Genomic DNA, 23,097 nt, shown 5'->3' with positions numbered 1-23,097 from the left:
GATGAGCGAAGGCCTCACCGTCGGCCGGGCCGCGGCGCTCGTCGGGGTCAGCGTGAAGACGCTGCACCACTGGGACGCGATCGGTCTCGTGCGCCCGAGCGAGCGCACGTGTGCGGGGTACCGGGTGTACTCGGGCGACGACATCGCCCGGGTGCACCGGGTTCTCGTGTACCGCGAGCTGGGTTTTCCGCTCGCGGAGATCGGCCGCCTCCTCGACGACCCGGCCGTCGACGCCCGCGAGCACCTGCGGCGCCAGCGCACCGAGCTGGTCGACCGGATTTCCCGTCTGGAGACGATGGTGTCGGCCGTCGACCGTGTGCTGGCCGCCGCGAAGACCGGCATCCAGCTCACGCCGGAACAGCAGGTGGAGATCTTCGGCTCCGACTGGCGCCCGGAATGGGTCGGCGAAGCCGAAACCCGCTGGGGCGACAGTCCTCAGTGGACTCAGTACGCCGAACGAGCCGCCGCGCTGAGCCCGTCGGACTGGCGGGAAGTCACGGCTCGCGTGGAAAAACTGAACGCGGACCTGGCGACCGCGCACCAGACCGGTGTCACCCCGGGCTCCCCCGAGGCCAACGCCCTTGCCGAACGCCACCGCGCGGCCATGACCACGTACTTCGACTGCCCCCACGCCCGCCACGTCTGCCTCGGGCGGCTGCTGGCGGAGGACGAGGGTTTCGCGGGCTACTACAGCGGGTTCTCGCCGGACCTGGCGCCGTGGCTGCGCGAGGTGATCAACGCGAACGCCGCGGCCCACGGCGTCGACCCGGAGACCGCCACCTGGGACTGACGTTTTCGCCCGGCAAACCCGGAAGTGCTCGCCGGCGGCACAGCGCGACCAGCCCCGCCGGCGAGCGTTCCCCCGCGCGGCGGCGCCTCACCGCCACCGCACGAAACCCGGACCACCGTGCACCGTCCCCCGACGACGTCGCACGGTGGCCCGGAGCGGGCTTCAGTCGGTCACCAGCTCCGACTTGTGCTCCCGCAGCCACTCCTCCAGCGACTTCAGCCGCGGGTTGATGCGGCGCACGCGCTCGAGGTCGCGGGACTCGACGAACGAGTCGGCGGCGTCTGCGTAGAACTGGTACATGTTGCCGACTTCGACCGCACCCGGGTAGCCGGCGGCGCGCGCCTCGTCGTGGGTCTGGGGCCGGTAGACGACCTCCTCGCCCAGCACCTTCGTGAACAGCTCCGCCAGCTGGACGCCCGTGTAGTGCGCGCCGGCGAGGCCGACGGTGCGGCCGATGTACGTCGGGCCCGCCAGGAAGATGCCGTACGCCGTGCGGCCGATGTCCTCCGACGCGACGAGCGCCATCACGGAGTCGCCCATCGGGTTGGTCAGCGCGAGCTTGCCGTCGGCGCCGCGGTGCACACCCTGGCCCTGCAGGAGCGACTCGTAGTAGAACGTCGTCTCCAGGAACGTGGTCGGCACACCCTGCTCGGTGAAGAACCGGTTGCCCTCACCCTTGGCGTCGAAGTGGGGCACCGTGTACTTCTCGAGCAGCGTCGGCAGCTCGAGGCCCTGGTGCTCGAAGTGCGGGCGGGTGTCCTCCAGAGTGGACCAGACCACGTGCTTCAGACCGGTCTTCTTCGCGGCGCGCGCGGCGATCTCCGCCTGGTCGAGCTCCATCTGCGCCCGCGTGCGCGCCGCCTCCTCCTCGGGGGTGCGCTGGACCCAGAAATTCGTGACCACGTACGCGCCATACGCGCCTTCGAACGCGCGCAGCACACTCGCCTCGTCGTCGAGATCGGCCGCCACGACCTCCGCGCCGCGCGCCGCCAGCTCCTTCGCCGCCGGGGACTCGACGTCACGGGTCAGCGCACGAAGGCTGAACGGTCCCTGCTGGTCGTCGAGGATCGCACGGGCCAGACCACCGCCCTGCGAACCGGTCGCCCCCACCACGGCGATGATCTTCTTGTCGGTCATCGGGTTCCTGCCTCTCTCGTCGGATGTTTTCCCGAACGAGTTCCAGGTTGTCCCTCTTTTCCGGACGGCACCTCGCCACACCGTGGGTACCCACGGCGGGGGACGGCACCGGCTGTCAGAGCCAGCCGCGCTCGTCGGCGACCCGCAGCGCTTCCATCCGGTTGCGCGTGCCCGTCTTGGCGATCGCCGCCGACAGGTAGTTGCGCACCGTGCCCTCCGACAGGTACAGCGTGGCCGCGATCTCGGCGACCGAGACCCCCGACCGGGCGGCGATCAGCACGTCGCGCTCGCGCGCGGTGAGCGGCGACTCCCCCGCCGCCAGCGTCGCGACGGCCAGCGCCGGATCCACCACGCGCTCGCCGGCGACCACGCGGCGGATCGCGTCGGCCAGCGTCTCGGCCGGAGCGTCCTTCACCACGAACCCGACGGCGCCGGCCTCCATCGCGCGCCGCAGGTAGCCCGCGCGCCCGAACGTGGTCAGCATGACCACGCGGCAACCCGGTGCTTTCTTGGCGAGCACGGCCGCCGCGGCCAGCCCGTCGAGGCCCGGCATCTCGATGTCCAGCAACGCGACGTCCGGCTGCTCCGCCAGCGCCGCGTCCACCACCTGGTCGCCGCGGCCGACCGACGCGACGACCGCGAAGTCGTCCTCCAGCTCCAGCAGGGCGCACAACGCCTGGCGCACCAGGGCCTGGTCGTCGGCGAGCAGCAGGCGAATGGTCATGCCCGAGCCCCCATCGACACGCACAGCCGCCACCCCCGCGGCTGCGCCGGCCCGGCCTCCATCCGCCCACCGGCCTCGGCGACGCGCGAGCGCAACCCGTCCAGACCGTTGCCCGAAGCAGCCACCGCGCCCATCCCGTCGTCGCGCACTTCCACCTCCGAAGCCGAAAGCCTGACGGTGCAGCTCGCCGCGCGGGCGTGGCGGGCGACGTTGGTCAGCCCCTCCCGCACGACCCACCCGAACAGCTCCTGGTGGGCGCCGTCGACCACGTCCGTCGCGGTGGGCAGGTCGGCCGTGACACCCGACGCGCGCAGCAGCTCCCGCCCCCGGGCCAGCTCCCCCGCCAGCGTCACCTCGGTGCTGCCCGACACGGCCGCGCGCACGTCCGCGAGCGCCTGCCGGGAGAGGCGTTCGACCTCACCGATCTCCTCGAACGCGCGTTCCGCGTCCGTCTCCCCGAGCCGGCGAGCGAGATTGCTCTTCACCGTGATCGCGGTGAGCGAGTGGCCGAGCAGGTCGTGCAGGTCGCGGGCGATGCGGGTGCGCTCGGCTTCGGCGGCGAGCCGCTCGACCTCCGCGCGAGCCTCGACGAGCGCGCGGTTGGTACGGACCGCCTCGGAGAAGGCGTAGACCATCAGCGAGGTGAACACGAGCGCGATGGCCTGCGACCACCCCGGCCCGGAGTGCCACGGCCGCACCGCCGGCGGCACGACGATCGCCGCCAGCCCGGCCCCCAGGAGCACCATCACCGCGGCCCGGCCGCGCAGCAGCCGCATGAGGAACGCCACGACGACCGTGGCCAGGAAGAACGCGTCGGCCTGTGCGAGCGGCAACGCGGCGAGGAACAGCACCGCCTGCGCGCCCAGCGCCCACCAGAACACTCGCAGGGCCATGCGGTCCGCGGCGATCGCGGCCACCACGTAGCAGCAGCTGAACAGGGCCACGAGCGCGCAGCCCACCACGGCCGTGGTGCCGCCGCGCGGCACCAGGCCGGCGACGGTCACCGCCGGGTACACGAGCATGCCGGCGTCGAGGACGAACCGGCGCCACCCGAGCACCCAGCGATCGGCGTTGTCTTCCACGGCGCGCACGCTACCGGGATCCGGGTCAGGAGCGTGCGAACAACGAGCGGACGTGCTGTCCGTTGACGATCAGCACCACGCCCAGCAGGAGCAGCGCGCACAGGCCTTGCTCGGCCCGCAGCCACACCGGGAACGCGCCGGGCAGCGCCGCGATCACGACCAGCGCCACCAGCATGAGCCCGGTGACGAGCCGCAGCCGCAGGTAGGCGCGGCGCGAGCCCTTGCTCGTCCGGAGGGTGAAGGACAGTGTGAGCAGGGCACTGGCCACGACGATCACCGTGCGCACCCACACGGCGTCGGTGACCATCGCGGCGTTGTTCCGCAGCAAGACCACCGCGCCGACGGTGAGAACGCTGAGCGTGAGGTAGGCGATGACGAGCAGTCTCGTTTTGCGGAAGGCCGAGAGGCTGCGCGGGTGGTTGAGGGCTTCGTGGGACACGGTGGCAGAGCCGGCGTTCATAACTGTCCTTTCCGGACTGAGTGGAGGTCTCCCCTTGTTGCTCCACCCATGCTGGGCGAGCGCGCCGGCCCACGGCAGTGAGCCGGCGCACCGCTCGCCCATGACATTTGTCAGGAATCCGACGGCGGCCCCGATTCCGTCAGCTTGCCCTCGGCCAGCGTGAGCCAGCGGCTGATACCCAGCTCGGCGAGGAAGCGGTCGTCGTGGCTCACGACCACGAACGCCCCCTGGTACGCGTTGAGCGCGCCGGTGAGCTGCTCCACGCTCGCGAGGTCGAGGTTGTTCGTGGGCTCGTCGAGCAGGAGCAGCTGCGGCGCCGGCTCCGCGCACAGCACGCACACCAGCGTCGCCCGCAGCCGTTCGCCACCCGAGAGCACCCGGACCGGCAGGTGCGCCCGCGGCCCGCGGAACAGGAAGCGCGCGAGCAGGTTCATCAGGTCGGCCTCGGGAAGCTGAGGCGCGGCCGCCCGCAGGTTCTCCGCCACGGTGCGGTCGTCGTCGAGCAGGTCCAGACGCTGCGAGAGGTACGCGACACGGCCGTCTGCCCTGGTCAGCAGCCCGCTGTCGGGTTCGAGCAGGCCCGCGACGAGCCGCAACAATGTCGACTTGCCGACTCCGTTGGCGCCGATCAACGCGATCCGCTCCGGCCCGCGGATCGCCAGCGTCGCGCCTTCGCCGGCGAACAGCTCCCGCACGTGCAGGCGCTCGCCGTGGAACACCGTGCGCCCGGCGGGCACGGCGGTGTCGGGCAGCTCCAGCACGATCGTGTCGTCTTCGCGCGCGGCGCGGTCGGCCTCGTCGAGCCGGGCTTTGGCGGCGCCGAGCCGTTGCGAGTGCATGTCGTTGGCCTTGCCGGCCGACGATTCCGCGCGGCGCTTGATGTTGCCGAGCGCGATGCGCGGGATGTCGGAGCCGGTGCGGGCGCCGGTGGACGCCCGCCGCGCCGCGCGTTCGCGGGCCTGCTGAAGCTCGCGTTTCTCGCGCTTGACCTCCTGTTCGGCGGTGCGCACGTTCTTCTCCGCGACCTCGCGCGCGGCTTTCTTCGTGGTCTCGTACTCGGTGAAGCTGCCGCCGAACAGCCGCAGCGAACCGTGGTCCAGCTCCGCGATCCGGTCCATGCGGTCGAGCAGGTCACGGTCGTGGCTGACCAGCAGCAGCGTGCCCTTCCAGTCGCCGAGCACGGTGTGCAGGCGGCGCCGGGAGTCACGGTCGAGGTTGTTGGTGGGCTCGTCGAGCAGCAGCACGTCGGGCTGTTTCAGCAGCTGCGCGGCCAGGCCGAGCGACACGATCTGGCCGCCGCTGAGCGTGTCGAGCCGGCGGTCGAGCGCGACGTCGCCGAACCCGAGCCGGTCGAGCTCCACGCCGGCGCGTTCTTCGATGTCCCAGTCGCTGCCGACTTTCGCGAAGTGCTCCTCGCTCGCGTCACCACCTTCGATGGCCGCGAGCGCGCGCACGATCGGTGCGATCTCCAGCACCTCGGCCACGGTCGGTTCGCCGGCGAGCGGCAACGTCTGCGGCAGGTAGCCGAGCACACCGTCGGTGGTCACCGAACCGGCGAGCGGGTGGAGCTCGCCGGCGATGAGCTTGAGCAGGGTGCTCTTGCCGGCGCCGTTGGGCGCGACGAGACCGGCGCGACCCGGCCCGAGCGTGAAGGACAGGTCTTCGAAGACGGGGGTGCCGTCGGTCCAGGAAAAGGACAGGCCGGAACAGACGACGGAGGACTTGGACATGGCAGGACTCTCAAGGTGGAGCGGGCGTGCGTGAGCCGCCCGGAGAACGACAGGGCAGGGTTTCAGGAAACGACAAGATGCGGTGTCGCTGTGGTCGCACAAAGCACCGAGCGCACCGCTGTCGTCGCCGGATTCACCCGGAGATGTCGTCCTCAGCCACCATTTCGGTGGTCAACTCCCTGATCCTTCGCGTTCACGATCACCACGACCTTACCAGCCACGCCTGTCCACGCGCCGCTCAAATTCGGTCGCCGGTGCCGCCACCCGTCCGTCGCGAAGGGACGGACGGGTGACGAACGCCGAGGTCAGGAGGTCTTCGGCCGGTGGCCGGGCTCCTGGTGGGGGAAGCTCTGCTGCGTGGTCGGGATGGGCGGCAGCTTGAACTGGCTGACCTCGTACTGCGCGAGGTTGTACTGGCCCGTGGTGTCGGGCAGCGTCGGCGCGTGCTTGGTGGCGTCGTGGAAGCGGAACGCCGAGGTGAGGTCGCCCACGCTGCGGCGGCGCCAGTCGGTGATGTTCGGCTCGCGCACGCCGGTCACCTGCTCCAACAGCCGCAGCTGCGACGTGTGGTCGGAGGTCTCCGAGCACACCCAGCCGCCGACGGTCCACGGCGACACGATGATGCACGGCACGCGGAAGCCGAGACCGGTGGGCAGGCCGGCGCCGTCGACGCCGGTCACCGACTTCTTGAACACGAACTCACCCGGGGTGCCGGGCTTCGGGGTCGGCGGCACGACGTGGTCGAACAGGCCGTCGTTCTCGTCGTAGGACAGGATGAACGCCGTCTTGGCCCACACGTCGGGGTTGGCCGCGATGGCGTCGATCTTGCCGGCGACGAAGGTCGCGCCCGCCGCGGGCAGGCCGGCCGGGTGCTCGTCGAAGCCCGAGGGCGGCAGGATCCAGCTCACGGTGGGCAGCTGGTCGTGGGCCGCGTCGTACTCGAACTGGCCGAGCGGCTGCGGGTTCATGCCCTTCTCGAACAGGTCGTCGCCCGGCTTCGCGTTGAAGTACTGGGCGATGTGCGCGAGCGAGGCGAGCCCGGTCGTCCCGCCCGGCGAGTGGTAGATCTTCCAGCTCACGCCGGCCTCGGTGAGGCGCTCGGGGTAGGTCTTGAACGAGTACGCGCCGTTGGGCGCACTCGTGGTGAGCGAGGGGCCACCGAAGTCGCCCGCGGCGTCGATCGTGCCCGCCATCCACATGTGGCGGTTCGGGCCCGTGGGGCCGAGCACCGAGCAGTGGTAGGAGTCGAGGATCGTGAACGCGTCGGCCAGCGCGTACTGGAACGGGATGTCCTCACGGGTGAAGTAGCCCATGGTGTACTGGCCGTTGGTCTCGCCGTCGGCGGCGCGGTGGGCGGGCAGCCACTGGTCGTTCTTGCCGCCGTTCCAAGCCGCGTGCTGCACGGCCCACTCGTGGCTCGTCGACGGGATCGCCTGCGCGGCGGTCGACTTCGTGTCCAGGTGGTACGGCAGCAGGTAACCCTTGGGGTTCTTCGCGTCCTTCTGGTAGAAGACCGAGCTGCCGTCCGACTGGCGGGCGGCGTGGGGGTCGCCGAAGCCGCGGACGCCGGACAGCGTGCCGTAGTAGTGGTCGAAGCTGCGGTTCTCCTGCATCAGCATGACGACGTGCTTGAGGTCGGAGATCCGGCCGTTCTTCGGCGCGGGCGAAGCGATCGCCTTGCGGACGTTCGCCGGCAGCGCCATCGCGGCGGCGGCGAGACCGCCCGCAGCGGCCGCGGAGCCCAGGAGGCGTCTGCGCGTGAAACCGTTGCCCTGGTCGGTGTTCTCGGTCATCGAGGTCCTTTCGGGGTGGGAGCCACGGGGAACACTCGTCTGCCGCGGTGAGCCGTTCGCCCAGGAGTTGATGAGCAGTGGCTGAACTTCGGCCGAACTCGCCGTGGCGTAGTGACGTGCGCAACTCGATTTCCGGACGAAGCGGCGGAACCAGACGTAGGATGCGTCCACTGTGGAGTGTCATTTTTCCCGTCAGCGGAACGGCCGGTGGTTGCTAGGGTGCCGGTGTGAATCGCACGATCGCGGTGAACTACCCCGCGCCGATCCCGGTGGGCCACGTCGTCGAGGTGACCGAGTTCGCCGACACCCGCCCGGAGAAGAAGCGCCGCAGGTTCGACATGAGCGAGGCCTTCCGGCACCCGATGCTGTTCGACCGCACCACCGGGATCCGGTACCTGAACCACGTCCACGCGTCCACGGGCGGCAACGGCGGGAACACGTTCACCCCCGTGCTCTACCCGGTGGTCCCCCGATCGGACCTCGCCGTGTCCGCCGTCTGGCTGGGTACGGTGGTGGCGTGCGCGCTGGTGATGAACGAGGGCCTGAACGGGCAACACACCACTTTGGTGCTCGCGCCGGCCTGACGGCCCAGTGCGCCGGGCTGACCGGCACCGGCCAGCGGCTTGCGCCGAGCTCGCGGGAGGATCGTGCGCGCAGTTCGAGGCTGCCGAGGTAGGCGTTGCCGAGGCGCAGCACGACCGGGGCGAGCCGGTAGCGGGTGGAGCCGGCCTCCCGCGCCGGCGTGCCGCTGCCGGGCGAGGTGATGATCGTGCACCACGAACCGCGCCCCGACGGCTCGCGCCAGATGTCCGAGGTCGGCTTCGTCGTCCCGGCCCACGCCACGGCCCATGTCGGCGAGTGCTCCCGGGGCTGTGATCACCCGGGCGCACTCGCCGTTGCACCGGTCCTGAGGTGAAGCTCCCTTGTGGAGGGTCAGGGCATGGCCGGAGCCTGCCGGGGACCCATGGCCGCGCCGGCGATGACCAGGGCGGCGCCGACCAAAAGGAGGATCGGGCCGAGGCCCAGGGAGGGGAAGTTGCCCCAGTAGAGGGTGGCGATGCCGACGGCGTGGAGGATCAGCATGACGGCCGCGCGGCCGCTGAAGACCGTGCGGTACCACCAGAAGCCGGAGCGGGTGAGTTCGCGGCTGCGGATGCCGCTCAGCAGGAACGCCGAGCGCTTGGCCCGGAGTGCGCCGAGTGTCCAGGGCAGCACCGATCCGGCTGTCGCGGCGGTGATGATGAAGGCGAGGAACTGCACGTACGTCGCCGCGAAGCCGGAGGCGGCCGCGTTGTCGCTGGCGGCCTTGACGAGGTCGAGGAAGGACATCGTCACCGACTGGGTGCCGTTGGTGAAGGTGATCCACGAAACGCCGAAGAGGGCCACCAGCTCCAGCACCACACCGAGCACCGCCGGGATCGCGCCGAGGCCGGGCAGGGTCAGCGGACCGCCTGCTGGGCCCGGCTGCGACGGGAAGCCCTGCGGCGGCGGGGAGAACTGCTGCTGCGGGGCGCCCCACTGCTGCGGCTGTCCGTACTGCGGGAGGGGTTGCTGGTAACCGGGCTGCGGGTACCCGGCCTCACCGGCCTGTTGCGGGTACCCGGCCTGGCCCGGCTGCGGATATCCCGGCTGACCCGGCTGCCCTTGCGGCTGCGCGTAACCCGGTTGTCCTGCCGCCTGCGGGTAACCCGGCTGCGGCTGGCCGGCCTGGCCGAAACCCTGCTGCGCCTGGCCGGCCCCGGGAAATCCCGGCTGCGACTGACCCTGCTCGACAGAACCCGGCTGCCCCGGCGCGGGATACCCCGGCTGCTGCGGATATCCCGCCGGATACCCCTGCTGACCTTGCGGATAACCCTGCGGTTGCTGACCCCCTGGGTGGCTCATGATCCAGGATCGTAGCCGCCCCCGGAGGATTCCACCGAGTCCTCAGGACAGTGGCTTGTCGAGCACCGCCTTGAGGTTGCTGAACGTGTCGATGGAGTACTTCCCGTGGTAGCGCCCCATGCCGCTCTCCCCGACGCCGCCGAAGGGGAGTTCGGGCGCGACGAGGTGCAGCACCGGCATGCCGAACGTCACCGCGCCAGAGGAGGTTTCGGTGAGGATGCGCTGTTTGACCTCTTCGGACCCGGTGAACGCGTACAGCGCCAACGGTTTGTCGCGGCCCGTGATGAATGCGATGGCGTCGTCCAAAGACGACACGGGCAGCACCGGCAGGATCGGCCCGAAGATCTCCTCGCCCATCACGGGTGCGTCCGGCGCGACCTCGGCGAGCACGGTCGGTGCGATGAACTTGGCGTCGCGGTCGGTCTGGCCGCCGGTGACCACGCGGCCACTGGCCAGGAGGTGAGACAGGCGATCGAAGTGCCGGGTGTTCACGATGCGCCCGTAGTCGGGGCTCGAAGCCGCGTCGTCGCCGAACTTCGCGTGCAGCGCCTCGGTCAGCAGCGGTTCGAGGCGGGCCGCGGTGTCGCCGATGGCGAGCACGTAGTCGGGCGCGACGCACGTCTGGCCGGCGTTCATGAACTTCGTGTCCACGATCCGCTGCGCGACCACCTGAAGATCGACGTCCGTGTCCACGATCACCGGGCTCTTGCCGCCCAGCTCCAGCGCCACGGGCGTGAGGTGCTTCGCCGCGGCGGTCATCACGATCCGCCCGACGACGCCGTTGCCCGTGTAGAAGATGTGGTCGAAGTGCTGCTCCAGCAGCTCCGTCGTCTCCAGGATGGCGCCCTCCACCACGGCGACGGCCTCGGGGTCGAGGTACGCCGGCACGTGGCGCGCGATGGCGGCCGACACCGTCGGCGAAAGCTCGCTCGGCTTCACGACGGCGGCGTTGCCCGCGGCCAGCACCCCCACCAGCGGCGCCAGCGCGAGGTGCAGCGGGTAGTTCCACGGCCCGATGATCAGCGCGACACCCAGCGGCTCGCGCACCACGCGGCCCTCGGCGGGCAGCAAGCGTTCCGGCAGGCCCGCGGGCTGCGGCGCGAGCCACTCGTCGAGGTGCTCAAGGGTGTCGTCGACCTCGTTGACGATGAACATCAGCTCGGTGCGACGCGCCTCGGTGGCGTTCTTCGCGAGGTCGGTGTGCAGGGCGGCGAGGAAGTCGTCCTCCTGTTCCAGCAGCATGCGCTTCAACGCGCCGAGCTGCTCGCGCCGCCACGACAGCGGTTTGGTGCGGCCGGCGGCGAACGACTTGCGCAGGCGGGAAACGAGGTCCGGGATCATGATCACGACAGTAGCCCGGCCGGCCGCGGCAGCCACTCGGCGCGCCCGGACCCGCGCGGCACGAGGATCGTCGAGAACTCACCAGGCGTCTCCGACATCCGCACCTGGTCGGTCACGCCCTGGTAGAGCCCCAGCGGCGTCTCGGCCGTGAACGTCTCCGGGTCGACGTACGCGTGCTGTTCACCGGTGCCCGCGACCGCGCGCGCGTACTCCTTGTCGAATACGCCCAGGCTGATGATCCACAACGCGATGCGCGTCAGCGAGATGTGCACGCGGTAGCTGCCGCCTTCGGTCGCCCGGCGCATCAACGCCGCGCAGATCCCGGTGGTGGCGAGCCACGGCACGAGGTAGTCGTTGACCACGCCGATGTGCGGCAGCACGGGCTGGTCCGGCGAGCCCTCCAGCGTCATCATCCCGGCGACGCACCCCGCCGTCTGGTCGAAGCCCACGCGCTGCGCCCACGGCCCACGTTCGCCGTGCAGCGACACGGTGGTGTGGATGATCCCGGGTCGCAGCTGCGCGGCACGCTGGGCGGACAACCCGAGCCTGGCGACGAGACCCGGCCGACGGTTGGCGTAGAACACATCCGCGCCCCGCACCAGCTCGTGGACCTTCGCCAGCGCCGTCTTGTCCCGCAGATAGTCCACTGTGGCCGATCGGACGCCGACGTTCGCCGTCGAGTACGTCACCGGGTTTTCCCACTCGGTCGGGCGCCAGAGGTTCAGCGCGTCGGCTCCGTGCTGCGCCAGCGCACGCCCGATGGCGGCGCCGGCGATCACGTGTCCCATCCCGAGCGCGCGAACGCCGTCGAGCGGCTGGCGAGCACCCTCGGGCAGCGGCTCCGGATCGGAATCGCCGATCTTCTCGATCTCGATGAGCGGCAGGCCGGCCAGCACGTCGCGGTATTGGCTGGTCTCGAGGAACTCCTCCGTGCTGCGCACCATCGGCATCACGAGCCCCGCGTCGGCGCCGGCCTCCTCCAGGTCGAGCGCGCTCCAGCGGGCGACGGCGTTGGCCACGGCGGTCTCGTCGTCGTAGGTGCGAAGAAGCTTGAGCGCGGCGGACTTCAGCTTGGGGTAGATGTTGAGCGGCATCACCCAGCGGCCGTCGCCGGCGCGGTAGAACTTGAGCGTGAACGGGCTGCCCGGGTCGGCCGTGTTGGTGGGCGGCAGGCCGTTGATCAGCTCCCACTTCTTGTCGTAGAACGGGCACAGCCGGTGCGGCGCCGTGCGCACGTCCATGCTGATGTCCTGCCCCGGCCCGCCGCGGTGGCGCCACAACGCGGCCAGCGCCACGGACTTGGCGACGAGCCCGATCGCCGGCGCCGCGCCCAGCCGCACCGCGCTCGGCACAATCAGGTCGGCGCCGAGGAACTCGACGGAGCCGCCACAGTCCTTTTCGGACAGTCCGGCATCGGCGAGCACTTCGGCCAGCGCGGCGTGGATGTCGAACCGGTCGTCCGCTTCGGAACGAATGGGGTTGGCGAGCGCTTCGCGGATCCGGTCGGTGACGGTCATCGCTGCTCCTGTCCTGGCGTGGTCCCCAGCGCCCTCATCACGGCGATCTGCTTCTCGTCGCGGGCCTTGGCCAGCTCGTCGATCGTGCCGCCGAAGTCCTCCGACTGGGCGCTCAGCAGCGCGACGGTCGGTTCGTCGAGGTCCGGCGTACCCAGCTGGCCCCAGCGTTTCCGCAGGCCCGGGCCCAGGTGTTCGAGGAAGTGCGGCAGCCCGCCGGCCCCGCCCCCGAGGTGGAAGCTCAGAAACGGCCCGCTCACCGCCCACCGCTGCCCGAGCGAGGACGTGACCACTTCGTCAAGCTGCTGCTCGGTCACCACACCCTCGGCGACGAGGTGCACGCACTCGCGGAAGATCGCGGCCTGCAGCCGGTTCGCGACGAACCCCGGCACCTCCTTCGCCAGCACGATCGGCTTCTTGCCCAGGCTTTCGTAGAACGCGACGGCCCGCGCCACGTTCTCCGCCGACGTCTTCTCCCCCGCCACGACCTCCACCAGCGGAATCAGGTGCGGCGGGTTGAACGGGTGCCCCACCACAAGCCGTTCCGGCTGCTGCATAGCCGTGGCGATGTCGGTGGCGGGAATGCCCGACGTGGACGTGAGCAGCAACGCGTGCGCCGGAGCGTGGGCCTCGATGGTGCTGAAGATCCGGTGCTTCAGGTCGAGCCGTTCGGGGCCGTTCTCCTGCACCACGTCCGCCTCGGCAACGGCCGTCGCGAGGTCCGGCTCGAAGCTCACCGCCAAGTCACGAGCGGGCAAGCCGAGCTCCCGCAACGCCGGCTCCAGCTCCGCCAGCCCGGCGCGCACGGTGTCCTCGATGCCCGGCGCCGGGTCGCTGACCGTCACGTCCAGGCCGCGCGAGGCCATCAGCCCGGCCCACGACACACCGATGACCCCGCCACCGACGATGGTCGCCTTCATGGTTTCCCCTCAAGCCAGGTAGTCGTGCACGACCGCGAGCCGGCCGAGCGTGAGGTCGGTCAGGAGATGACTGGCCGACACGATCTCCAGCACCGGCAGGTCGGCCAGTGGCGCCAGCGCGTGGGCCACGAGGTGCAGCCGCGCCGGGCCGGTCCACGCGCCCTTGATCGTCACGTCGCTGATCTGGCTGCGCGCGAGCTCGCAGATGCGCGGCCGGCCGTCGTAGCCGGGCACGAGCTTGAGCATGAACGTCGGCGCGGTCAGCTCCGCGCGCGCCTGGGCTTCGTCGAGCGTGCGGTGCTTGTACCCCATCGTGGCGAGCGCGACCTGGATCGAGCCGTAGTCGAGCGAGCCGACGAGGGTGTCGGAATCCGTGTACAGCCTGGGTTTGCCGAGCTTCTTCGGGTACGCGGCGACCTCGCGGCCGCTCGCGATGGCGGGCAAGCTGTCCACGTACATGCCGAGGGTGAACTCACCGGCCTCGTCGCCGTGGCGCACCATCGCGACCTGGCCGGACTCCGTGTAGTCGCCGAGGCCGGTCACGTCGGGCATGCGCATCACCTCGAACCGCACCAGCGGCTCGTCGACGACCAGCGGTTCCGGCACGAGCGCGCGCAGCGCCGCCGGATCCGTCCGGTAGGTGATGTTCAGGTATTCGCGGTCGGTGAACCGGTAGGGCCCGCGCGGAAAAGCCGGCGCGGCCAGGGGCGTGGTGAGCTGGGCGAGGACCTCGTCCTCACGCATGAGCGACTTCCCGCAAGATCACGAACCGCAATCTACCTGCGACTTTCCGCTGCCGCATCTCGGTGCCGGGCATGATGGGCGCCATGGCCGCACCGACCTTCGACTTCGACGCCGAGCTCCACCGTTACCAACCGCTGCTGCGTGAGGCCGCCGCCGTGGGACCCGACGACATCGTGCTCGACATCGGCTGCGGCGGCGGCGCGACCACCCGCGAAGCCGCCCGCCTCGCCGTGCGGGGCTCCGCGCTCGGCGTGGACGTCTCCGCGGCCCGGCTGGAGGCCGCCCGCCGGCTCGCCGTGGCCGAAAACGTCACCAATGTGCGGTTCGAGCTGGCCGACGCGCAGACACATCCGTTCCCCAGCGCGCACTTCAGTCTCGCCTTCAGCCGCCTCGGCACCATGTTCTTCGCGGATCCGGTCGCCGCGTTCACCAACGTCGCCCGCGCATTGCGGCCGGGCGCACGGCTGGTGCAGCTCGTGTGGCAGGCGCGGGACCGGCAGGAATGGGTGTCGGAGATCAGCCGGGCGGTGGGCAGCCCGCCGGTGCCGCACACGAGTCCGTTCACCCTCGGCGACCCCGCTGTGGTCCGCGAAGTGCTGACCACAGCGGGGTTCATCGACGTCCAGCTCACCGACCTGTCCGAACCCCTTTACTACGGCCCGGATCCCACGACCGCCGCCGACGTGGTGCGGCCGTTGCAACTGGTCAGCACCGCGCTCGACCAGCTCGACGAGAGCGAGACTTCGCGGGCCCTCGACCGGCTTCGCGAGGTCATGGCCGAACACCACACCGACGACGGCGTGTGGCTCGGCTCCCGCGCGTGGCTCGTCACGGCGTGCCGAGGTGCCGGCTGAAGAAGCGGACGGCGCTGGCCGCTTCGAACCGCGGGAGCTGCTTGTGCTTGCCCGCGTTGGCGTGCAACGTCTTCTCCGGTGAGGCGAAAGCGTCGAACAGTGCGAGCGCGTCGTCCCGCGGGATGTGCTCGTCGTCCCACTGCACGGCGAACTCGATCGGGATGGTGATCCGCTTTGCCAGGTCGACCAGCGTCGACGGCCAGAACTGGCCCAGCGCCGCGGCCTTGATGCGGGGTTCGACCGCGATCAGCGGAACGCCGATCGCCGTGCCCATGTTGATGCCCCAGTAGCCGACGGGGCCGGGCACCTCGTCCTGCAACGCGTCGAGCGCCGCCTGCCATTCGGGCACGGCACGCGCTGCGAGGGCGCCGTTGTAGCGCTCGACGATCGGGCCCACGGGCTTGCCCGTCGCCATCGCCTCCTGCATCAGGGCGACCTCGCGGTCGTCCTCAGCCGAGCGGGGCCGGTCGCCGTGCCCTGGCGCGTCGAGCACGGCGACGGAGAACCCGGCGGCGATGAGCAGCCCGCCCCGCCCGGTCATGGCCGGGTGCTTCTTGTGGTTGCCGCCGCCGTGCCCGAGGAGCACGAGCGGGCCGGGGCCCGCTGTGGGGGTCCAGAGAACGCCGGGGACATCGCCGACGGTGAACTCGCGTTCGACGAGACCGTCCGCCGGGGTTTCGGAAGTGAAGTACATGGCATGCCGCCTTTCGGAAGTGCTCTCGGCGCTCCCGGCGACACCTACCGCCCGACCACGAAACTGAGGGGGAGCACCCACATCGATCCACAGAACATGGGTCCCACCTCCTCGAGCCGAATCGCGGTCGGGAGCAAGCTACCGGCCCCGGCGTCCGCTGGGCAAATCGTTTTCTCGCTACAGGCCGGCGAGCCCGTCCGGCGTGCCGACGCCCGTCGGGGCGTCGTACCCGGCGGCGGCGACGCACAGGTAGTCACCGCCGCACTTGGCCCCGCCCGACACCTGGTCGTTGGAGCCGTCGGTGACGTCGAAGAAGTGTCCCGCACCGGCGTACAGGGTGGCGGCCGTCGTGGTGCCCGCGTGTCCGGCCCGCGCGATCAGACCGGCGACGAACGGTGCCGAGGCGCTCGTGCCGTTCGCCGTCGCCCAGCCACCCGCATCGGTGAAGTAGATCGACAACTGCGCGGCGACGGCCGAGACATCGGCGACCGTCCGGTTGCGACAGTGTGGATCCTGCTGCCACGCCGGTTTCGCGACGTAGGCCGAGCAGCCGCTGCCTCCGGAGAGCCACGCCGACTCCGCGAAGGCGCGGTCGGACGAGTCGCGGCTCAACGTCGTGCCACCGACGGCCACCGCGTCCGGCAGTACCGCCGGATAGCTGGCGGCGGTGAACCCGTCGTCACCCGAGGACACGACGGTGGTCACGCCGGAGTGCTGGTAGCTGCTCGCGAAGGAAAGCGAGTACCCGTTCTCCCGCCCGCCGTAGCTGTTGGTCACGATCTTCGCACCCAACCGCACGGCGGTGTCCTCCGTGGCGGCCAGATCCGGGAACAGCGGACTGTCACCCTCCACCACGAGGATCCGGCACGACGGGCACGCCGCCGAAACCATCGACGCGTCCAGTGTGGACTCCAGATTCCAACCGAAGCTCTGGCCGGGCAGCGGAGCCGCGTCGCCGCGTTGGTTCACCTTGCGGAAGCAGCCGGTGTCCGAAGTGCACAGTGGCAGCCCGTACTGGGCACGGTAGGTGTTGAGGTCCTGCTCCAGCGTCGGCGAGTCGTAGGCGATGGAGATCGCCACGAGGTCACCTGGCCCCGGTTCGGCGGGCAGGCGGTAGGCGGCGGCGAGGTCGGTCGCACCCCAGCCGTCCGGGGCATCGGCCGTGGCGTAGCTGGTCAGGCAGCGCGCCATGGTCGGCCCGACGGCTCCGCAAGCGGCTCGGGGAGCGGTCGCGGCGCCCGCCGTGCCGGTGACGGCGGTGAGCGCCGCCCCCACGATCACCGCGGCGGTGAAGACTTTGCTGAACACAGTGGACACTCCCCTCAGAAGTTCACGCGGTAGGCGGCGGTGATCGTCTCGGCGACGGTGCTGCCACCGGCGTCGGCGGCGGTGACGCGCAAGGCCACGGCCGTTCCCCGGAAATCGTCGGGGACCACGGAGTAGGCCGCGTGGAATGCGCCGTCCGCGCCCGGGGTGACGGTGGCGTCCTGCCAAGTCGCCCCGCCGTCGGTGGAGAACTGCACCGTCGCCGCGGAGACTGCACTCACAGCGGACGTCTGCACGTGGGCGAAGGTGACGTCGAGCGACTGCGGACCGGAGGCCGTGGAACCGTCGAGGCCGAGGCCGCCGATGTCGTAGCCCGGCATGAGCAGGGGTTCCGCCTGGCACAACGCGTCGGGATCGGCCCCGCGCGACACCGAGCATTGCAGCGGTGCCGGCAGGGCAGCGCCGTCGACGTGCTGCGAGCGCCACGTCCACTCGGTGTGGGTCGCGGTCGACAGGGAGAACATCGGCCCGCTGCGCGCGGCGTCCACGGTGAGCCCGAGCGTCGCCGGCTCGGGGCTCACAGCCTGCGTGAACTGGACGTCGTCACCCGGCACGCCCTGCGCCACGATCGTGCCGTCCTGCGTCAGCGTGTAGTGACCGGACTCGGTGTCGTTCGGCCCACCACGCAATCCGCCGGTGTGACCGGGCTGGTTGTCGGACAACGGGATGAGGCTGATCGAAACGTCGTCGCCGGCGCGCACCGCACCCGGAGCCACGTGGATAGAGCCCTTGATCGGCGTCCCGACCGCGACGGCCTCGGCGGTGTGCAGCGGGAACTTGCCGTAGCCCTCCGTCGCGGTCTGGCCGCCGCGGTAGACCTCGCCGGTCATGAACTGACCGCCGACCCAGCTGCCGGACTGGCTCACGAACTTGGCCGTCGTGCCGAACCACAGCAGGTCGGGAGCGGCGGAAACGTACTCGATCTGGTGCCGCGGCAGGTCGATCGGCACGCCGGGCCGGCCACCGCCGTCCTCGAAAGCGAACAGGCCGCTGCGCTGCACGCGGCCGATCGACTCCTGTTCGGCGTAGTAGGAGGTGTCGAGCGTGGCGAGGTCGGCGCTGGTCACGGTGTAGCGCTGCTTCGGGATGGAGCCGATGCTCGCCTTCTGCAGCCAGTACTCGTACGGCGTGCCGGAGCTGGGCGGCGACACGAGCCGCGCGTAGGGGTAGGTCTGCAGCGCACCGGTCTGCACGGGCTTCGCCACCGGCGAGATCCACAGGGGCACGCCAGGCCCGGCGTCGTAGTCGAGGCTGAAGGCGGGACCGGTCTTCGCGGCGCGGCGGACGAGGAAGCCGTTGTCGTCGAGCAGCGCCGGGCGCGGCGTGACCCAGGTGACCTTGCTCGACGCCTTCGCGGCGTCCATGCGCACGGTCTTGTCGCCCTTCACGGCGAACTCGGGGTCCACCACCTCACGCACCCCGGAGACCGTGCCGTCGGCCGCGGTGGTGAAGAAAACACTGATGGCGCTGTAATTCCCGGCCGGCACGCTGTATTTGGCGGTGCCGTCGTAGAAGTAGTTGACCGATTCGTTGCTGTCGAGCAAGGTCGAGTCGTCGGTGTTCGTGAGGAACGCGACCCCGGTGTCGGACGGCGTGCCATCCGCCTCGTTCGCCGCGAGCGTCAGGGTGTTCAGCACTGTGCGCGGCTGTTTCTTCGCCGGCGCCGAGGTGCCGTAGGTCGCGCCGCTCGCGAACAGGCCACGGCCGCCGAAAGTGCCGCGGGCGCGGTCCGCTGTGTACTGCTTCGCCAGCTGCGCACCGAAGCTCTGCGCGGCCGCGCGGTCGAACGTGCGCGTCGGGGTGGTCACGTGGTCGGTCGCGGCTTTGTCGACGTCGAACAGACCGAGGTCCAGGCCCTTGCCCAGGTAAGGCACCGCGGTGGCGGGGATCTCGTAGTTGCGCCCGCCGAGGCCGAGGTGCACCAACGATCTAGCCGGCCCCCTGGCTGCGGCCGGGGCCACGTCGTACGTCTCGCGCCCGCCGCCGACGTCGTGCACTGTGACGACATCGCCCGTGATGAGCAGCGCCGTTCTGTCGTGCGGCTGATCTGCTTGCTGTTGTGCCACTTGCGGCGCTGCATTTTTCTGCGGCGCTGTGTTCTGCTGCGGCGCGGCGGCCGCGACCCCTGCCCCTGTCGCGACGAGCGCCACGACCCCCAGCACGGTCAAAGGTTTACGCACACACACCTCCAGTAGGGAACGGATCACCCGCTACCTACGTGAAGGGGCCGGCGGAGGTTCCACTGCCGTTCCGAATTGCTCCGTTCGGCCCAACGGTCAGGTCACCGCGTAGTCCGACGCGCGGAAGCGCCGGGTCCGCCGCCAGAACTCCACGGTGCCCGCCGGCCACAGCACGGTGTTGCGGCCGGACTTCGGGTCCTGGTACCAGCTGCGGCACCCGCCGGTCTGCCAGACGGTGGCGGCCATCCGCGAGTCGAGCCAGTCGTTGAACGCGTCCTGCACCTCGGCTCGCACCTCGAACGCCTTGGCGCGGCGCAGCCGGCGCAGCGCGGCGACCACATAGGACGCTTGCGCCTCGATCATGAACACCTGGGAGTTGTGGCCCAGCCCCGTGTTCGGGCCGACCATGAGGAACAGGTTGGGGAACCCGGCGACGGTCGTGCCGAGGTAGGCCTCGTTGCCCTTGCTCCACGCGTCGGCAAGCGTGCGGCCGTCGCGGCCTTCGACCTCGAACCGGATGGTCTGCTGCGTGTCGAACCCGGTGCCGTAGACGATCACGTCGGCGGGCACCGCCACCCCGTCGGCGCCGACCACCGCGTCCGGCCGCACGGACGCGACCCCGCCGGAGCGGACGTCGACGTGCGGCTTCGTCAGCGCCGGGTACCACGTGCTGGAGATGAGCAGGCGTTTGCAGCCGATGGTGTAGTCGGGCGTGAGCCGCGCGCGCAGGTCCTCGTCGGACACCTGCTTGCGCAGCAAGCGCTTCGCGAGGCCCGCGGTCTGCTCCATCGCGGCCGGGTCGGCGACGAAGCCGACCGCGCGGCGTTCGTGGATCCAGTAAAGCCGGTCGCGCACGTACCAGCGAAAGGGCGGGAACCAGCGCGCCCAGAACTTGTGCCGGGCGTCGAACGCGCGGTCGGCCTTCGGCACGATCCACGGCGGCGTCCGCTGGAACACCGTGAGCGCGGCGACCTGGTCGACGATCGCCGGCACGAACTGGATCGCGCTCGCCCCCGTGCCGATCACGGCCACGCGTTTGCCCGTCAGGTCCACGTCGTGGCGCCACTGCGCGGAGTGGAACACCTCGCCGCGGAACGACTCCACACCGGGAAGTTCCGGGTACGACGGGTGGTGCAGCGGACCGACAGCTGACACCACGAACCGCGCGCGGTAGGTCTCCCCCGTCGCCGTGGTCACGTCCCAGCGCCCGGCGTCCTCGTCCCACGCGGCGCGCTTGACGCGTTGGCCGAAGCGCAGCCGGTCGAGCAGCCCGCGCCGGCGCGCGACGTCGTGCAGGTACTCCAGGATCTCCGGCTGACCGGCGAACAACCGGCTCCAGTCGGGTTTCTGCGCGAACGAGTACGAGTACAGCGGCGACGGGATGTCGCAGCCACAGCCGGGATAGGTGTTGTCGCGCCAGGTGCCGCCGAGGTCGTCGGCCGCTTCGAGGACGCGGAACGAACGGAACCCGGCCTTGTCCAGCCGCGCCGCGATGCCGAGGCCGCTGAAGCCCGCGCCGATCACGACGACGTCGACGTGTTCAGCCGGCATCCGAGAGCTCCCGCTTGAGGACCTTGCCCGACGGGTTGCGCGGCAGCTCCGTCACGAACCGCCACTCCACGGGCACTTTGAAGTCGGCCAGCAGCTTCACCGCGTGCTCGCGCAGGCTTTCCTCGCTCGGCGTCCGCCCGGGCCGCGGCACGACCACCGCCCGCACGCGCTCGTCGAAGATCGGGTCGGGCACACCGACCACGGCGACCTCGGCCACGTCGGGGTGCTGCGCGAGCGCGCTCTCCACCTCGAGGCTGTAGATGTTCTCGCCGCCGCGGATGATCATGTCCTTGAGCCGGTCGAGCACGCGGACGAACCCGTCGCCGTCGATCGAGCCGACGTCACCCGTGTGCAGCCAACCGTCCACAAAGGTCGACGCGGTCGCCTCCGGGTTGCCCCAGTACCCCGCGGCCACCACGGGTCCGCGCACGCACAGCTCGCCGACGGTGTCGCGCAGGTCGCGCGGCGGCTCGCCGGGCAGGGCGATCGCGACCTCCACGCCTTCGACGACCGGGCCGACGCTCCACGCATGGCTCAGGTACTCCGCGCCGGCGGTGAAGGTGACGATCGATGTGCCTTCCGTGAGACCCCAGACGTTGCCCAGTACCAGATCCGGCAGCTGCTCCTTCACCTGCGCGGGGAACGGCTCCGGCACCGGCGAGCCACCCATCACGAACAGCCGCAGCGACGACAGGTCCGCGCCCGCGTCTTCCGCCTTCAGCAGGATCAGCCTCAGCATGGCGGCGACGCCCGCGAAGAACGTGATGCGCTCGGACGCCATGAGCGCCACCGTGGTCTCCGCCTTGAACGCGGGCGTGAACACGCAGCACGCGCCGTTGGCGAGGAAACCGATGAACTGCGACACGATCGCGGTGGCGTGGAACATCGGTGCGGCCACGAGCGTGCGTTCGCCGGGACCGGCGCCGAGGCGCTCGCGCACGGTGCCGGCGTTGAACATCAGGTTGGCGTGCGTCTGCATCGCGCCTTTGGGGCGGCCGGTGGTGCCGGACGTGTAGAGCAGGTGCGCGACGTCGCCGGGCTCGGTCCGCTGACCCGGTTGCTCGACGGGGTCGGCGGTTTCGCCGGTGTCGGCCGTGAGCACGGCCGCGTCGACAGCGCCGGGCAGATCGCGGTCGGTGATCACGAGTTTCGCGCCGGAATCGGTGAGGACGTGCTCGATCTCGGGCCGGGCGAAGCGCGTGTTCACGAGCACGCCGACGGCGCCGGTGAACTGCACACCGAAGTAGCTCACGGCGTACTGCCAGCCGTTGGGCAGCAGGATCGCGACGCGGTCGCCAGGCGCCACGCCGAGCTCGCGCAGCCGCGTGGCGACCACGGCGGAGCGGCGCACCATGTCGGCGTGGGAGATACGGGTCTCGCCGTCGACGAGGGCTTCGCGCGGGCCGTGTCTTCCGGCGACGTCGAGCAGCATGGCGGGCAGGGTTCTGGCGGGCACGGGAATCTCCTGGGTGCTCAGCGGAACTGGATGCTCAGCGGTGACGGGGTGCTCAGCGGTAGAAGCCGCCGCGGGTGAGCCCGGAGCCGCCGTCGAGGCGAAGCGCCTGGCCCGTGGTGTAGCCCGCGGCCGGGGACAGCAGGTAGAGGACCGAGCCGACGACTTCGCCCAGCGTCGCGACGCGGCCCATCGGCACGCCGGCGAGCAGCCGCTCGCGGGCCGATTCGGGCATCGCGAGCACCTTGGGCGTCGCGAAGAGACCCGGCTCGACGGCGTTCACGCGCACGCCGTCGCCGCCCCACTCCGCTGCGAGCGAGCGCGTCAGGCCGAGCACGCCGGCCTTGGCCGCCGCGTACGCCGCCTGGCCCGGCAGGCCGTCTTCCGCCGCGACGGAGGAGAGGAACACGATCGAGCCGGCGGATTCCTTCAACGCCGGATAGGCCGCGCGGGCGAGGACGAACTGTGCGACGAGGTTGGCGTCCACATCGGACCGGAAGGCGTCGAGCGGGAACCTGCTCGCGCGGTGGACGGTGTCAACGATCCCCGCGGCGCCGATCACGGCGTCGAGGGCGCCGAGCCGTTCGACCGCTTGGGCGACGGCCTGCGCGGCGGCGGTTTCGTCGGTGAGGTCGGCGACGAGGTGCTCGGGTTCGGCGGCAACGCGGTCTATGCCGACCACGCGGGCGTCGACCTGCGTCAACGCGGCGACGAGCGCCCGGCCGAGACCGCCTGCGGCGCCGGTGACCACCACGCGGCTGCCCGGCCGCGGCAGGGGCGACCAGTCGTGTTCGGTCATGAGATCCTTGTCCCCGTGTCGATCGATTGATCGACACCAAGGCTAACCAGGTGGAGTTCGCCTCGTCAACGTGTCGATCGTACGATCGGCACGTTCGCGCCCCCACCTCTTCACCGGAAGG

General features: G+C 70.8%; 20 protein-coding genes. 3 read left to right on the top strand and 17 right to left on the bottom strand.

Annotated elements, in window-relative coordinates; translation table 11 throughout:
• The first annotated feature begins 1 nt into the window (after window position 1).
• Complete coding sequence (locus ABZU76_RS43215; protein ID WP_354881660.1) at window positions 2-790, top strand: MerR family transcriptional regulator; 789 nt, start codon at window positions 2-4, stop codon at window positions 788-790.
• Between the two features lie 162 nt (window positions 791-952).
• Here the strand turns inward: ABZU76_RS43215 and ABZU76_RS43210 are convergent, their stop codons facing one another.
• The 6 genes from ABZU76_RS43210 to ABZU76_RS43185 form a co-directional block, all read right to left on the bottom strand.
• Window positions 953-1,927, bottom strand: coding sequence for an NmrA/HSCARG family protein (locus ABZU76_RS43210; RefSeq protein WP_354881657.1), 975 nt, complete (start codon window positions 1,925-1,927; stop codon window positions 953-955).
• A 115-nt stretch (window positions 1,928-2,042) separates the two neighbouring features.
• Window positions 2,043-2,651 carry a response regulator transcription factor gene (locus ABZU76_RS43205; protein WP_354881654.1) on the bottom strand — a complete coding sequence of 203 codons (609 nt, stop codon included), beginning with the start codon at window positions 2,649-2,651 and terminating at the stop codon, window positions 2,043-2,045.
• On the bottom strand, window positions 2,648-3,733 hold the full coding sequence (locus tag ABZU76_RS43200) for a sensor histidine kinase (RefSeq protein WP_354881651.1): 1,086 nt from the start codon (window positions 3,731-3,733) through the stop codon (window positions 2,648-2,650). The genes ABZU76_RS43205 and ABZU76_RS43200 overlap by 4 nt, the downstream gene beginning before the upstream one ends.
• Window positions 3,734-3,758: 25 nt before the next feature.
• Window positions 3,759-4,193 carry a hypothetical protein gene (locus ABZU76_RS43195; protein ID WP_354881648.1) on the bottom strand — a complete coding sequence of 145 codons (435 nt, stop codon included), beginning with the start codon at window positions 4,191-4,193 and terminating at the stop codon, window positions 3,759-3,761.
• A gap of 110 nt (window positions 4,194-4,303) precedes the next feature.
• A complete protein-coding gene (locus ABZU76_RS43190; protein WP_354881645.1) occupies window positions 4,304-5,923 on the bottom strand; it encodes an ABC-F family ATP-binding cassette domain-containing protein in 1,620 nt (539 codons plus the stop codon).
• A 305-nt stretch (window positions 5,924-6,228) separates the two neighbouring features.
• Complete coding sequence (locus ABZU76_RS43185; protein WP_220246719.1) at window positions 6,229-7,716, bottom strand: alkaline phosphatase family protein; 1,488 nt, start codon at window positions 7,714-7,716, stop codon at window positions 6,229-6,231.
• A gap of 227 nt (window positions 7,717-7,943) precedes the next feature.
• On the opposite strand from ABZU76_RS43185, the gene ABZU76_RS43180 reads away from it, so the two are divergent.
• Complete coding sequence (locus ABZU76_RS43180) at window positions 7,944-8,300, top strand: hypothetical protein (protein WP_354881642.1); 357 nt, start codon at window positions 7,944-7,946, stop codon at window positions 8,298-8,300.
• Window positions 8,301-8,649: 349 nt separating this feature from the next.
• Here ABZU76_RS43180 and ABZU76_RS43175 read toward each other — a convergent pair whose 3' ends face one another.
• From ABZU76_RS43175 to ABZU76_RS43155, 5 genes are read right to left on the bottom strand one after another with little or no spacing between them, the layout of a single operon-like run.
• Complete coding sequence (locus tag ABZU76_RS43175; protein ID WP_354881639.1) at window positions 8,650-9,600, bottom strand: hypothetical protein; 951 nt, start codon at window positions 9,598-9,600, stop codon at window positions 8,650-8,652.
• Between the two features lie 42 nt (window positions 9,601-9,642).
• Window positions 9,643-10,941, bottom strand: a complete 1,299-nt coding sequence (locus ABZU76_RS43170) for an aldehyde dehydrogenase family protein (protein ID WP_354881636.1) — start codon at window positions 10,939-10,941, stop codon at window positions 9,643-9,645.
• A gap of 2 nt (window positions 10,942-10,943) precedes the next feature.
• Window positions 10,944-12,458: a CoA transferase gene (locus ABZU76_RS43165; protein ID WP_354881634.1), complete on the bottom strand. Its 1,515-nt coding sequence runs from the start codon at window positions 12,456-12,458 to the stop codon at window positions 10,944-10,946.
• Window positions 12,455-13,375: a 3-hydroxyacyl-CoA dehydrogenase NAD-binding domain-containing protein gene (locus ABZU76_RS43160; protein WP_354881631.1), complete on the bottom strand. Its 921-nt coding sequence runs from the start codon at window positions 13,373-13,375 to the stop codon at window positions 12,455-12,457. The genes ABZU76_RS43165 and ABZU76_RS43160 overlap by 4 nt, the downstream gene beginning before the upstream one ends.
• 9 nt (window positions 13,376-13,384) lie before the next feature.
• Complete coding sequence (locus ABZU76_RS43155) at window positions 13,385-14,119, bottom strand: acetoacetate decarboxylase (protein WP_354881628.1); 735 nt, start codon at window positions 14,117-14,119, stop codon at window positions 13,385-13,387.
• A gap of 83 nt (window positions 14,120-14,202) precedes the next feature.
• Here ABZU76_RS43155 and ABZU76_RS43150 point away from each other — a divergent pair, with 83 nt between their 5' ends.
• Window positions 14,203-14,973 (top strand): methyltransferase domain-containing protein, encoded by a 771-nt coding sequence (locus ABZU76_RS43150; protein ID WP_354881625.1) that lies wholly within the window; start codon window positions 14,203-14,205, stop codon window positions 14,971-14,973.
• Here ABZU76_RS43150 and ABZU76_RS43145 read toward each other — a convergent pair.
• From ABZU76_RS43145 to ABZU76_RS43120, 6 genes are all read right to left on the bottom strand, one after another.
• Window positions 14,948-15,667 (bottom strand): alpha/beta hydrolase, encoded by a 720-nt coding sequence (locus tag ABZU76_RS43145; RefSeq protein WP_354881622.1) that lies wholly within the window; start codon window positions 15,665-15,667, stop codon window positions 14,948-14,950. The genes ABZU76_RS43150 and ABZU76_RS43145 overlap by 26 nt on opposite strands.
• A gap of 177 nt (window positions 15,668-15,844) precedes the next feature.
• Window positions 15,845-16,975 (bottom strand): S8 family serine peptidase, encoded by a 1,131-nt coding sequence (locus ABZU76_RS43140; protein ID WP_354881619.1) that lies wholly within the window; start codon window positions 16,973-16,975, stop codon window positions 15,845-15,847.
• A gap of 14 nt (window positions 16,976-16,989) precedes the next feature.
• A complete protein-coding gene (locus tag ABZU76_RS43135; RefSeq protein ID WP_354881616.1) occupies window positions 16,990-19,173 on the bottom strand; it encodes a hypothetical protein in 2,184 nt (727 codons plus the stop codon).
• Between the two features lie 96 nt (window positions 19,174-19,269).
• Window positions 19,270-20,724, bottom strand: coding sequence for an NAD(P)/FAD-dependent oxidoreductase (locus tag ABZU76_RS43130; protein WP_354881613.1), 1,455 nt, complete (start codon window positions 20,722-20,724; stop codon window positions 19,270-19,272).
• Entirely contained in the window at window positions 20,714-22,180 is a 1,467-nt protein-coding gene (locus ABZU76_RS43125; protein ID WP_354881610.1) for an AMP-binding protein, read from the bottom strand. The genes ABZU76_RS43130 and ABZU76_RS43125 overlap by 11 nt, the downstream gene beginning before the upstream one ends.
• Window positions 22,181-22,232: 52 nt before the next feature.
• Complete coding sequence (locus ABZU76_RS43120; RefSeq protein WP_354881607.1) at window positions 22,233-22,976, bottom strand: SDR family oxidoreductase; 744 nt, start codon at window positions 22,974-22,976, stop codon at window positions 22,233-22,235.
• Window positions 22,977-23,097: the final 121 nt, after the last annotated feature.

The organism is Amycolatopsis sp. NPDC005232, assembly GCF_040607795.1.
GTDB lineage: Bacteria > Actinomycetota > Actinomycetes > Mycobacteriales > Pseudonocardiaceae > Amycolatopsis.
This window is presented reverse-complemented; position numbering and strand designations above follow the sequence as displayed.

Coding starts and splice junctions, on each gene's coding strand:
- ABZU76_RS43190 (WP_354881645.1), bottom strand. CDS start 5,923: ATGTCCAAGTCCTCCGTCGTCTGTTCCGGCCTGTCCTTTTCCTGGACC.
- ABZU76_RS43145 (WP_354881622.1), bottom strand. CDS start 15,667: ATGTACTTCACTTCCGAAACCCCGGCGGACGGTCTCGTCGAACGCGAG.
- ABZU76_RS43205 (WP_354881654.1), bottom strand. CDS start 2,651: ATGACCATTCGCCTGCTGCTCGCCGACGACCAGGCCCTGGTGCGCCAG.
- ABZU76_RS43170 (WP_354881636.1), bottom strand. CDS start 10,941: ATGATCCCGGACCTCGTTTCCCGCCTGCGCAAGTCGTTCGCCGCCGGC.
- ABZU76_RS43150 (WP_354881625.1), top strand. CDS start 14,203: ATGGCCGCACCGACCTTCGACTTCGACGCCGAGCTCCACCGTTACCAA.
- ABZU76_RS43130 (WP_354881613.1), bottom strand. CDS start 20,724: ATGCCGGCTGAACACGTCGACGTCGTCGTGATCGGCGCGGGCTTCAGC.
- ABZU76_RS43215 (WP_354881660.1), top strand. CDS start 2: ATGAGCGAAGGCCTCACCGTCGGCCGGGCCGCGGCGCTCGTCGGGGTC.
- ABZU76_RS43210 (WP_354881657.1), bottom strand. CDS start 1,927: ATGACCGACAAGAAGATCATCGCCGTGGTGGGGGCGACCGGTTCGCAG.
- ABZU76_RS43175 (WP_354881639.1), bottom strand. CDS start 9,600: ATGAGCCACCCAGGGGGTCAGCAACCGCAGGGTTATCCGCAAGGTCAG.
- ABZU76_RS43155 (WP_354881628.1), bottom strand. CDS start 14,119: ATGCGTGAGGACGAGGTCCTCGCCCAGCTCACCACGCCCCTGGCCGCG.
- ABZU76_RS43160 (WP_354881631.1), bottom strand. CDS start 13,375: ATGAAGGCGACCATCGTCGGTGGCGGGGTCATCGGTGTGTCGTGGGCC.
- ABZU76_RS43185 (WP_220246719.1), bottom strand. CDS start 7,716: ATGACCGAGAACACCGACCAGGGCAACGGTTTCACGCGCAGACGCCTC.
- ABZU76_RS43120 (WP_354881607.1), bottom strand. CDS start 22,976: ATGACCGAACACGACTGGTCGCCCCTGCCGCGGCCGGGCAGCCGCGTG.
- ABZU76_RS43195 (WP_354881648.1), bottom strand. CDS start 4,193: ATGAACGCCGGCTCTGCCACCGTGTCCCACGAAGCCCTCAACCACCCG.
- ABZU76_RS43165 (WP_354881634.1), bottom strand. CDS start 12,458: ATGACCGTCACCGACCGGATCCGCGAAGCGCTCGCCAACCCCATTCGT.